This window comes from Pedobacter ginsenosidimutans, assembly GCF_001442625.1.
Lineage (GTDB): Bacteria > Bacteroidota > Bacteroidia > Sphingobacteriales > Sphingobacteriaceae > Pedobacter > Pedobacter ginsenosidimutans.
This window is the reverse complement of the sequence record NZ_LMZQ01000009.1, coordinates 230,540-242,246: the sequence shown is the minus strand read 5'-3', so window position 1 is coordinate 242,246 and position 11,707 is coordinate 230,540. Positions and strand designations below refer to the sequence as shown.

Genomic DNA, 11,707 nt, shown 5'->3' with positions numbered 1-11,707 from the left:
AAGTAATCGAATTCTGTCCGCGAAGGCGCACGTTATATCCTGAACCTGGGTAACCTGTTACCGAAGAGATATCCAATCCTGCAACCCGGCCTTGCAGGGCTGCCAGGGGATCTGCTACAGGCTGGTTTCCGATCTGTTTGGCACTCACTGTGGTTGCTGATCCCGTATTGGTCCGTTTGGTTGTGGTCCCATATCCAACCACCACAACCGCATCAAGGGTTCCGGCCTGCGGCGATAAGCTGATGTCTATAGATTTGCCCATCTGTACCGGTCTTTCGGCAGCAGAATAGCCAACGTAGCTAAAAATAAGAATATCGTCGGGAGAAGCCTGGATTTTAAAGGTCCCGTTAACATCGGTTATCGTTGCGGCAGTTTTTCCCTTTACTTTAACCGAAACCCCTGGAAGAGCAGCACCACTTTCATCTCTGACCACTCCCGTGACCTCCTCAAAGTTGGTGCTGGTCTCAGTGGTGGGCGCCAAAGACTTGAATATGATAATACTGTTGTTGAGCAGTTTATAATCAAGGCCCGTGCCTTTTAAAAGCTCGTCGAGGGTCTGTTTTAAGCTCCGCCTTTTCAAGGTGAGAACAGGTGCTGTTATCCCTGAAAGCACCTGTTTTTTATACGCAAAGCGAAAATCGGTTTCGCGCTCGATCTTTGCAAAGGCCTGCTGAAGGCTGCCACCGGAAAACCCTAGTGAAACATTGGTTTCCTGCAGGCCCTGCGCCGAGCTGTTGGTGGCATAGAGGCTGCCCATGGCAAAGAGAGAGATAACCAATAAGATCGCATTTACTTTCATGAAAAATCTTAGTTTTTGGGTAATAGTATAGTGATAAGTCAACGGGGGCTGACTTGCAAAAGGTGTATTTTTATAATACATTGCATTGGTTTTAGGTTGTTCGATATATAATTTAAAACTGTTGTAAGCCCCGGTGGCCGCCGGGGTTTACTTAATTCTTCTGCTATATCATGTGGGCGATATTTTTTTCTTCATTAAATTTAGTTTGTTTTTGATTGGTCATTAATTTTCACATCCGGGCCCGTCGATCAAAAGCTTACCCGCTTTGAACTGAAAGGATGCCCCGGTAATATCGGCTAATACTTCAGTTACCTGGCCGATTTCGTTCCGGTCTAAAAAGGCAGCGGTAAAGCGGCACTTTTTCACCTTTTCATTTTTAAAGGAAACCTCAACGCCATAACGTTTAGCAATGAGTGCTGCGGCCTGAGCAAGGGTAACGTCGTCCATAATCAGATCTCCCGACTTCCAGGATATGGTCTGCTCAGCGTTTACTGTATGTTTGAGTGAGCTCACCTGGCCGCCCTGCCAGCTCAACTGCTCATTAGGGGTCAGCACCGCCAGGGTCTCACCCTTTTTTTGCACCATCACCTTCCCCCTGATTACCGTCACCGTTACAGCTTTTTGTCCCGGATATGCTGAAATGTTAAAAGCGGTGCCCAGCACGGTGGTGCTAAGCTCGCCCGTGTGGATTACAAAGGGATGGGCAGCATCATGTGCCACATCAAAAAAGGCCTCTCCAACAAGTGATACCTCGCGTTTCTTTTTGCCTTTGAAGCTCCCAGCATATTCTAAACGGCTGCCTGTATTGAGCTGAACGGAAGTCCCGTCTTCAAGTTTGATCCATCTGTGCCCGCTGCTCTTCTCTACTATTGGTTTCATCGGCGTTTTTTCCGCAAAAACGACTGGCCGGGATGCAGGCCGGAGCGCGAAATAGGCAACCGTACAGACTAAAAGTATAGATGCGGCATAACCGATCCAGCTAAAGGATTTACCTTGCGGCCTTAAAACGGTGCGGGCCTTGATTTTTTGATAAAGCAGTTGTTCATCCATAGGGGCATCCTGTTGATTTCCCTGCAGAAAATCGGCCTGGAATGCTAATAACGCCTCGTTCCACTCCTGCTCATGCCCCCCACTTTGTATTAATGAGAGCACTTGGGAAATTTCTTCCTTAGATGCCTGATCCTTGATATATTTTAAGAAAAGTTGTTTAATTGCTTGTTCCAAGATAGACGGTGTTTAATAGTATAACACTTTGGAGCCACCCTACATTTACTCAGGGAAAAAATATTTTTTATTTCTGGGGTAAAGGGCTGCAAAAAAGAAAAATCTCTGATTGTTAAAACGGCCGAACAATAAGCAACACTACGAGTGCACCGTTGCGAATGAGGTATTGTTTGATCGAACGGATGGCCTTGACCATCTGACTGTTGATTGTCGCATCCTTTAGCCCGAGTTCCTCGGCAGCCTGTTTATAAGAATACCCCTGCCCATGGCATAGTTCATAGATTTTTCTGCGCTGTGAAGGCAGCAGTTCAATTGCCCGCGAGATAAATGCTTTTGTTTGCATGTGCTCGCTATAGGCCAGGCCATCTTCACACTTATCAAAGGCATGCCTTGCGATCTCATCGGTAATTATGGTCTCTCTGGCTGCTTTACGGATTACGTTGAGCGATAAATTCCTGGCTATGGTAAATAGATAGCCCTGAAGTGATAATTCGGTATCCAGATGAGCAGAATTTTCCCATAACCTGACAAAAACTTCCTGTGTGAGGTCTTCGGCAAGCACTGGAGATTTAAGGATCTTTAAAGAAAAACTGTAAATACGATTTACATGCAATTGATAGATAAAGGAAAATGCTTCTTCACTTCCTGTTTTAAGCTTTAGCAACAACTCTTCCTCTGAATCTTTGACAACACGCATGGTCTACAAAATTAGTAGATTTAAATTAAAAACATAACAGCTTAACGTTGCTATCAAAATTAAAAATTTCGGTGTCAAATCAGGTTTATCTATACCTTTTTTACATTTTGATTTCAGTGCTGGTCGGAACAGACAGATTTGTTTATTTGTGTGCATCAAGCTGGCCTTCACTATTGCTGCGTCCAGTGCCATTTTGTTCTATTAAGTTCCCCCTGATTGGGTCAACCCGGCTGTTAAATTATTGATACAATTGCGATAATCTGTTAATCTATAAATTGAAGGATACCAATACTTCTATATTTATTATATCGATTAAACTAACCTGTTATATTGTGAATGATGAACGCGATTCACTTCAAATTACGTAAAATCGTTCTATAATTACCCACTTTTGTATCACTTGCCGACACTTATTTAGCTGAACTTTGTCAATGAATTTTATATCAATATTAAACAGATAACAATGGCAAAGACAATTTTTATAACCGGGGCATCCCGAGGCCTCGGCCGCATATGGGCAGAAGCATTTTTGAAACGGGGCGATCAGGTGGTGGTTGCAGTAAGAAACCCGCAAGCTTTAACTGAACTTTCAAAAGAATATGCTTCAACATTGCTGGCTTTGACGCTCGATGTTACCGATAAGGCTGCATGCTTTGAAGCTGTCGCAAAAGCTAAAGAACATTTTGGCACCATCGACGTACTCATTAATAACGCTGGCTATGGTCATACCGGGGCCATAGAAGAGTTAGAAGAGCAGGAAATACGTACACAATTTGATACCAATGTTTATGGTTTACTATGGGTAACCCAAGCAGTTATCCCGGTTATGCGCGAACAAAAATCAGGTCATATCATTCAGGTGTCAAGCGCCTTGGGCCTGCTCGCTTTTCCTACTTTGGGACTATACAGTGCTTCAAAGTTTGCTGTTGAAGGTATTAGTGAGGCCCTGGCTGCTGAAGTTAGTGGTTTCGGTATCAAGGTTAGCATACTGGAACCAAACGGTTTCATGACCGATTTTGCTACTACCTCCGGGATGCAAAGCAAATCATTGGCTTTTTATGATGAAGTAAGAGATAAACTTGCTGCTGGCAACAAAGCAGAAGACTGGGGAGTGCCTGAGGCAACTGCGGCGGCCGTACTGAAATTGGTTGACGCGGAAAATCCTCCGTTAAGACTGATCTTGGGCAGGGTTGGTATCCAGTGGATAAAACATGTTTATGGCCAACGGATGCAAACCTGGGAAGAATGGCAGGACGTGTCTGCTGCTGCCCAGGGAAATTAATGTTATATTAGCAGTATCTGTTTATACAGGTACTGTTTTTCTTTTAAAAGTATATGAATCACTTCGATAAAATAAGCAGTTTCAGTAACGCCATCGGCATAAAAGCACCTGAGCATCCGCTGTTTAGCATTTCCTTCGGGAACAAAGACGAGTGTGGAGGTGACAATATAGAATTCTCTGCCAATTTTTACATCGTTTCTTTCCAGCAACTGGAATCGGGGGACATTAAGCATGGCAGAACAAAGTTCGACCATGACCGGGGCAAGTTATTGTTCATTAAACCCCAGCAGACGGTAACTTTTAAAAATATCAAGTTAAGAGATGAATGTTTTCTGATATTGATCCATGAAGATTTCCTGGCGGGTACTGCGCTGCATCATGAAATTAAAAAATATGGCTATTTCGACTATGAGACCAATGAGGCTTTGTACTTGTCGCCCAGCGAGGAGGCAATGATCTGGAACCTGGTCACCACAATGGATAAAGAATACCGCAATAATACTGACGACTTTACCAAAACGATCTTACTTAGCCATTTGGATACACTACTGAAGTACGCACAACGTTTTTACAAACGGCAATTTACTAACCGTGCCGAATTAACAGGAACCGTAACGACTAAATTTCATGAGCTGCTTCAATCTTATTTCGAAACAAAAAAGACCCAGGAATCGGGCCTTCCCACAGTGACTTTCATGGCAGAAAGATTAAATTTTTCATCCCGGTACCTGAGCGATGTGCTTAAACAGGAAACAGGAAAAACTGCCCTTGAACTTATCCATCTTTATATCATTAACGAAGCAAAGAACTTATTAAAGGAGGGAAAGATGAATATTGCGGAGATTTCTCACTCACTGGGCTTTGAGAACCCTACGTACTTTTCCAGACTATTTAAAAAAGAAGCCGGAGTTTCGCCTAATTATTTTAGAGATCAATCTTTAAATTAAGCGCGTTATTTTTGACCGATTGAATAGGCTCTGCGCTGATGACAGAAGCACTTAAAGCCGTTGATCGTGATGGACTCATTGCATATCCCGAATCTTCAAATCCTAAAAACATCTCGCTATATCAGCGTCATGGTTTTGAGGTTATCGGCGAAATTCAATCTGGTAATTCACCTATTTTAAGGCCCATGTTGAGAAAAGCACAATAAATCAACAGCTTTTTTATTTTATTGCATTTGGATCAAAGAATGCTAAAAACAAAAAAGGCTTTCTTTACCATAAAGAAAGCCTTTGCCAGAAGAATCTCCGCTTAACTTAGGATAATCTGGTAATTTACATTTACTCTTTTCGGATAATTGCTTTCCTCGTTGTTTAAGGAAACAAATGCCGCATTACCATGAACTTCATTTTTCAATGCATGTTCATAATGCGATTGGATAGCTTCTTGATAATCGTGCTGAAGGTTTTTCGTTGTTTCGGCTAAAAGATTTCTATCATTCAGGTTTTCCGGCAATAACGTAATATCGCAGTTTCCGTCACTGATTTCTTTGACTAAGTATTTCATTTTTGGCTTTTAAATCTTCGTTTCCTGTTTTATAAATAAGATTTCGAGAACGGTCAAAAATATGGTAAGTCTTTAGTTTGTATGTAATCTAAAAGTTAATTTTTTACTTAAAATGATGTATTAATTTAAATGCAAGCTCCATTACTATCGCTACATTTTAATTTTATCACGATTAGCATGATTACGAGTCTGCCTATATTTTTTCCCGTTTAATTACAGACACCTTTAAAACTAGCCGTTGTGCTTTCGTCAAAATAGATCGAAACCTTTTAGTCCTGCCTTTGTTAATCAATCATAAGTTATTTATTTACAACATGTTAAATATACCATAATAACCTGATGGAGAACGAGAAAATGAAAAAGATATTAGTGGTTGATGATAATCAGGAAATACTGGAGGTTATAGAATTAATTTTAAGACTGGAAGGCTATCAGGTAAGTGGACTTATGGACGCAAGTTATTTTAACCAGCGGATTAGCGAATTTAAACCCGATTTAATTTTGCTGGATGTGATGTTAGGTGCCCTTGATGGGCGAAATCTTTGTAATCTACTCAAAGCAAACCAGTTAACTCTGCATATTCCTGTAATCATGATTTCGGCCAGTCATAACTTAAGCGATATACAAGGCATTATTTGTTGCCCTAATGATTTCATCGCTAAACCATTCGATATCGACAACCTCATTAATAAAGTAAGTGCACAGCTTGCTGCTTAAACTACATTAAGGTTTTGCGTTAAAATAATTGCTTAAGAAAACGCTCTGAAACTTAATCGCATTGGCCCAATAATCCCAGTTGTGTACACCGGGCCTGGTGGTAAAATCGTGAGGAATGTTGTTATACAAGAGCTCATCATGTAAACGTACATTCATTTTATAGAAAAAATCTTCAGTACCACATTCAATCGCAATAGCTAGCGATCCGGGTTTAATGCGGTAAATCATATCAATCACGGTGTTCTGTTTCCACCGTTCAGGAAATTCATCCTGCGCGCCTAATCTTTTCGAGATATTCCACCCATTTGGAAAAGGTTTAATATCTACACCACCACTCATGCTGCCTACGGCACCATAAACATCCTGATGTTTAATGGCCAGGTATAGTGCACCATGCCCACCCATACTCAAACCGGTAATGGCCCTGCCTTTTTTTTCAGCAATGGTTTTATAATGTTCATCAATATAGCTAACCAACTCCTTAGCCACATAGGTTTCATATTTCCATTCGGGATCTACCGGACTGTCGAAATACCAACTGGTTACATTACCATCAGGGCACACAATAATAAACTGGTACTGATCAGCCAGGTTTTTAATCCCTGGCACTTTTTTAGCCCATTCAGCATAGTTACCACCAGCACCATGGAGCAGGTAAACCACCGGAAAATTTTTTCCAGTTTTATAGCTATCGGGTTTAATTACCACTGCCTTTATATTTTTGTTCATCGATTTGCTAAAGGTTAAGGCGGTATCTACTTCCGCAGCGATCAAAACATGGCTAAACAAAAACAAACAGATGGCTATTAAAAAGCTATTTTTCATGGGTAGTTTTTAATTATTATTATGATACGGTGCTAAATTTATAAAATAACTGGATATTGTTTGCTATTTCTGCGGATTGAAACCAAAAAATAATTATGCCTGCTCATCTATTCCTTAAACAGCTAAAAACTTTAAAACAATTTTATTACCTTTTGGTTGTTGAACGGTAAACCCATCTAAAAATGCTTAAAACCTACCCATTTTACATCAAAGCTCCTGTAATTCTTTTAGGATTAGTAATTACAGTATTTATGATGAGTGTGCTGAGAGACATTCTTGTGCCACTTGCTTTCGCTGCGCTAATTGCGATATTACTTAACCCACTTACCAATCGTTTTGAAAGAAAAATGCCTAAAATACTAAGCATTATGCTCGCTATGATTATCGGTATTGTGGTCGTAATTGCCATACTCTATTTCCTATCCTCGCAGGTTGCCCACTTTTTCGACGATCTGGAAAGCATTAAACACAAATTATCGCAACTCTTAGAAGAAATCAGAACCTGGCTGCAAACTACCTTCGGTATCTCCTCGCAAAAACAGATGCAAATGGTTAACGATGCTGCAAATGGAAGTAAAGCTTTAATCGGCCAAACCTTAAGTGGCTTAATGGGCGTGCTCAGTGTCGTTTTTTTGATCCCTGTTTATACCTTTCTGATCTTGCTCTACAAAACATTGATCCTTAATTTTATTTATGAAGTATTTTCAGAGGAGAACAAACAAAAAGTTGCTGAGATTTTAGGCGAAACGAAAGCAGCAATACAAAGTTATATCATCGGTTTATTGATCGAAACTTCAATTGTTGCGGTAATGAATTCTGCGGCCCTGCTGATCCTCGGTGTACAAAATGCCATTTTAATTGGTGTTATAGGGGCAATACTGAACCTGCTGCCCTATATCGGCGGTATTATTGCCATAGCCTTGCCCGTATTAATGGCAACTTTAACCATGGATGGTTTTACCACCCAGTTATTAATTATAGGTGCTTATGCTCTGATCCAGTTTATCGATAACAATATCCTTGTACCGCGCATTGTGTCGAGCAAGGTACAGATCAATGCCCTGATTTCTATTGTAATTGTATTAATGGGTGCCGCACTTTGGGGTATACCCGGCATGTTTCTTTCCATTCCATTTATTGCAGTAATGAAAATCATTTTTGATCGGATTGATGGACTTAAACCCTGGGGGAAATTGCTGGGCGATAATATCCCAACTGAACATATGGGGCAGGTGAAAAGGTTTAGAAGGAAGAAAAAACTGGTTACTGATAATTAATATTCCTTTTATTTATTTGAAAACGGACATTCAGTAATTCTTCGGGAGCAGTAGCCCCGTTATCCGCTAATTCCAATAAAATCGGAACCGCTGCTACCGGGTTTAGAAACAAAGGCTGATGCAGGTAAGCACCCAGCCAAAAATAGTACCACCAAACGAGCCACCTAGATCCGATAGCTATCGGATGGAGTGAGCACGACCTGCTATTCGGCGATCAACTGACTAACGGAACGCATAAATTAAGTGTACGGATCAGCGATCAGCACAACTCAAAATCAACAGGTTATGCCTGTCGCATTGTTTACTTTTTAGTAAACACTAATTAAGATTCTTTAAAACAAGCGTTTATCAATATATCGTCCCCGTTTGTAACGGGGATGGATGAGAGTAGCGATTTTATCGCCTTTGTATTTGCTATCTCGCAAAACAGATTTCTGATCTGCAAATAAGTTGTTATATATTTGCTCTGTACATAGAAAATCGATTTAGTTTAATTAAATAATATCAATTTTCATTTGCTTATATAAACAAAATCCTCATGAAAAACATCAAATTAATCATCCCAGCGCTTTTAGTATTGTTTTCTGCCTGCAGCGAGGCCACCAGAAACACGGCAAACAGTAAAAGCGAAAGCATACCTCAAACTAATGCTAATAAGACCGATTCGCTCGAGGTTAAAATGAAAATAAATGGCAATGTAGCTGCCGGCGACCCACTGTTGCTAAGGTTTGTAGTGTACAACAATACTAATAGTGTAAAAACTTTCTGTATCTGGCATACACCTTTCGAGCCTTTAATGAGCAGTTATTTAAGCATTACCAACGAAAAAGGAGAAGAAGCACAGTACAAAGGCGCAATGGCCAAAAGAGTAATGCCGCCGCCTGCATCGAGTTATTCGAAGGTAAACCCAGGTGATAGTCTGGTTGCAAATGCCGATTTACTTAAAGCCTACGACCTGAAAAAAGGATCGAGCTATAAAGCAGTTTACACGGGCGGAAATATGAGCGGCTTAATATCTAGAGACACAGTTACCTTTATTTATACAGAACTGCACTAGCATTCAACCCCGGGTTAAATAACAAAAATATTCGCTAATTTTTTAGTCATTCGGCTTAATTGGTTGTATGGAGATGCACACAGGTAATTTTAATTAATTACCTGTGTGCATTCTTTTTATCTGTGATTAACCATCTTTAATTATAAAGCTTAACTAAACAACAGTGGCATACTACCCCTTATTTTGTCGCATTTACTCTTTTTGAGTTGTTAAAGTTCCTATAACTTTATTAAAAAATTAAACACCTTAAAACATGGAAAATAAAACATCAATCACCGTAGAAACGACAGTAAATGCACCTGTAGAAAAAGTTTGGGAATTTTGGAATAATCCGGATCACATTACTAAATGGGCCTTTGCCTCACCAGATTGGCATACCCCTTATTCAGAAAACGATTTAAAGGTTGGTGGTAAATTTAAAAGCACTATGGCGGCAAAAGATGGCAGCATGAGTTTTGATTTCGGCGGAACCTATACCACTGTTGATCAGCATAAAAAAATCGAATACACCATGGAAGACGGCAGAACAGTAAGCATTATTTTTGATGCACTGAGCGAACAAACCAGGGTAACCGAAACTTTCGATGCCGAATCTACCAATCCGATCGAAATGCAACGAGGTGGCTGGCAGGCCATCCTGGATAATTTTAAAAGTTATACAGAGGAATCATAATACCTTGTTATAAACAGGCTGTATCATATTTGAAATTCCATCCGTCCTTCGACAGGCTCTCCGGAGGAGTCCTTTGGACAGGATGACAATTTAACTGTTATGATACAGCCTCTTCTTATTTCTAGCGGCAGAAACTGTCCCTTTTTACGCCTTAAGTAACAATTCGATTATTATTTGATTCGCATAATTTTTGATTTGAACCGAATACTTGGATATTGCGATCATAATTTACATTTGCCGTGTAAATTATACACTATGTCTCGTATATCTTTATTTTATTTTTCGTTATTATTATTTATCAGTCTATCCATCGGCGTAAGTGCACAAACGCTTAGCCTTAAACAAGCTGTTAACACTGCATTAAACAATTATGGCACCATTAAGGCCAAAGATAATTATGCCAATGCATCAAAATCATCTATCCAACAGGCCAAAAGAGAGTATCTACCGAACTTCAGTTTAAGTGCCCAACAAGATTATGGTACCATTAACGGCCAAAACGGACCGCAATATGGACTTGGTGGTTTGGGAACAGCCTCATCTGGTCCTGCTCTAGACAAACAAAACTGGAATGCCGCATTCGGTGGGCTTTATCTGGCCAATGTAAACTGGGATTTCTTCACTTTTGGAAAAATCAGAGAACGCATTAAAATTGCCGATGCTGCTTACCAAAGAGACAAAAATGATCTGGAACAAGAAAAATTCCAGCAGGAAATCCGTGTTTCTGCGGCATATTTAAATTTGCTGGCTGCACAAAGGTTAAGCAAATCGCAACAGAAAAATCTCGATCGCGCTGTTACCTTTAAAAATACGGCCGTAATCAGGGCTAAAAATGGATTAATTGCAGGAGTCGATTCTTCTTTCGCAAAAGCCGAAGTTTCCAATGCCAAAATTGCTTTAACAAAAGCTAAAGATCTGGAGCAGGAACAGGCCAACCGTTTGGGCGTGTTAATGGGATTAACCGCAACCTCATACGAATTAGATACTGCCTCAATTACGCGTATCCCTGGCAATCTGCTCGAAGATACAACAATCAAAAGCTCACATCCGCTGTTAAAATTTTACCAAAACCGGGTAGATGTTAGCCAGCAACAGGTTAATTATTTCAAAAAATTATACTACCCTACGTTTAGTTTATTCGGTGTAATGCAAGGCCGTGGTTCGGGTTTTAGTCCAGGTTATGCCTTAGATCAGGCTGCTTATTCAACCAGTTATACTGATGGTATAAACCCTACCCGCGGAAACTATTTGATTGGCATAGGAATGACCTGGAACCTGTCAACCTTACTAAAAAACCGGCCGCAGGTACGTGCACAGGAATACATTAGCCAGGGTTTAAAAGAAGAATACAACCTTGTTGATCAACAACTTAAAGCACAGTTGGCACTTGCAGAAACTAAACTGACCAACGCTTTAGCCAATTACAGAGAAGCACCTATTCAGGTAAAAGCAGCATCTGATGCTTATCTGCAGAAAAATACGCTCTACAAAAACGGGCTCACCACGTTGGTAGACCTTACACAGGCCCTGTTTACGCTAAACAGAGCTGAAACTGATCGGGATATTGCCTTTACCAATGTTTGGCAGGCCTTGCTGTTAAAATCGGCAGCACTCGGAAATTACGACATATTTATCAACGAATTTTAA

At 40.4% G+C, this 11,707-nt stretch carries 13 protein-coding genes; 8 read left to right on the top strand and 5 right to left on the bottom strand.

What is annotated here, in order from left to right:
* From ASU31_RS14550 to ASU31_RS14540, 3 genes are all read right to left on the bottom strand, one after another.
* Positions 1-880 (bottom strand): STN domain-containing protein (locus ASU31_RS14550; protein ID WP_157258020.1); only part of this gene is annotated, 880 nt, incomplete at its 3' end.
* A gap of 141 nt (positions 881-1,021) precedes the next feature.
* Positions 1,022-2,023, bottom strand: a complete 1,002-nt coding sequence (locus tag ASU31_RS14545) for a FecR family protein (protein WP_057933016.1) — start codon at positions 2,021-2,023, stop codon at positions 1,022-1,024.
* A gap of 112 nt (positions 2,024-2,135) precedes the next feature.
* The gene (locus ASU31_RS14540) at positions 2,136-2,720 is read right to left on the bottom strand and encodes an RNA polymerase sigma factor (RefSeq protein WP_057933015.1); all 585 of its coding nucleotides are present in this window, start codon (positions 2,718-2,720) and stop codon (positions 2,136-2,138) included.
* Positions 2,721-3,183: 463 nt separating this feature from the next.
* Here ASU31_RS14540 and ASU31_RS14535 point away from each other — a divergent pair, with 463 nt between their 5' ends.
* From ASU31_RS14535 to ASU31_RS27220, 3 genes are read left to right on the top strand one after another with little or no spacing between them, the layout of a single operon-like run.
* A complete protein-coding gene (locus ASU31_RS14535; RefSeq protein ID WP_057933014.1) occupies positions 3,184-4,002 on the top strand; it encodes an SDR family NAD(P)-dependent oxidoreductase in 819 nt (272 codons plus the stop codon).
* A gap of 53 nt (positions 4,003-4,055) precedes the next feature.
* On the top strand, positions 4,056-4,949 hold the full coding sequence (locus ASU31_RS14530) for a helix-turn-helix domain-containing protein (RefSeq protein ID WP_057933013.1): 894 nt from the start codon (positions 4,056-4,058) through the stop codon (positions 4,947-4,949).
* Between the two features lie 38 nt (positions 4,950-4,987).
* The gene (locus ASU31_RS27220) at positions 4,988-5,155 is read left to right on the top strand and encodes an N-acetyltransferase (protein WP_209434992.1); all 168 of its coding nucleotides are present in this window, start codon (positions 4,988-4,990) and stop codon (positions 5,153-5,155) included.
* Between the two features lie 101 nt (positions 5,156-5,256).
* Here the strand turns inward: ASU31_RS27220 and ASU31_RS14525 are convergent, their stop codons facing one another.
* Positions 5,257-5,511: a hypothetical protein gene (locus ASU31_RS14525; RefSeq protein ID WP_029279491.1), complete on the bottom strand. Its 255-nt coding sequence runs from the start codon at positions 5,509-5,511 to the stop codon at positions 5,257-5,259.
* A gap of 339 nt (positions 5,512-5,850) precedes the next feature.
* Between ASU31_RS14525 and ASU31_RS14520 the strand changes: the two genes are divergently transcribed.
* Positions 5,851-6,228 carry a response regulator transcription factor gene (locus ASU31_RS14520; protein WP_057933012.1) on the top strand — a complete coding sequence of 126 codons (378 nt, stop codon included), beginning with the start codon at positions 5,851-5,853 and terminating at the stop codon, positions 6,226-6,228.
* A 6-nt stretch (positions 6,229-6,234) separates the two neighbouring features.
* Here the strand turns inward: ASU31_RS14520 and ASU31_RS14515 are convergent, their stop codons facing one another.
* Positions 6,235-7,053 carry an alpha/beta hydrolase gene (locus ASU31_RS14515; protein ID WP_057933011.1) on the bottom strand — a complete coding sequence of 273 codons (819 nt, stop codon included), beginning with the start codon at positions 7,051-7,053 and terminating at the stop codon, positions 6,235-6,237.
* A 182-nt stretch (positions 7,054-7,235) separates the two neighbouring features.
* On the opposite strand from ASU31_RS14515, the gene ASU31_RS14510 reads away from it, so the two are divergent.
* The 4 genes from ASU31_RS14510 (at position 7,236) to ASU31_RS14495 (ending at position 11,707) form a co-directional block, all read left to right on the top strand.
* Positions 7,236-8,330: an AI-2E family transporter gene (locus ASU31_RS14510; protein WP_057933010.1), complete on the top strand. Its 1,095-nt coding sequence runs from the start codon at positions 7,236-7,238 to the stop codon at positions 8,328-8,330.
* Between the two features lie 538 nt (positions 8,331-8,868).
* Complete coding sequence (locus tag ASU31_RS14505) at positions 8,869-9,387, top strand: hypothetical protein (protein WP_057933009.1); 519 nt, start codon at positions 8,869-8,871, stop codon at positions 9,385-9,387.
* 253 nt (positions 9,388-9,640) lie between these two features.
* Positions 9,641-10,060 carry an SRPBCC family protein gene (locus ASU31_RS14500; protein WP_057933008.1) on the top strand — a complete coding sequence of 140 codons (420 nt, stop codon included), beginning with the start codon at positions 9,641-9,643 and terminating at the stop codon, positions 10,058-10,060.
* A gap of 255 nt (positions 10,061-10,315) precedes the next feature.
* Complete coding sequence (locus ASU31_RS14495) at positions 10,316-11,707, top strand: TolC family protein (protein WP_083505371.1); 1,392 nt, start codon at positions 10,316-10,318, stop codon at positions 11,705-11,707.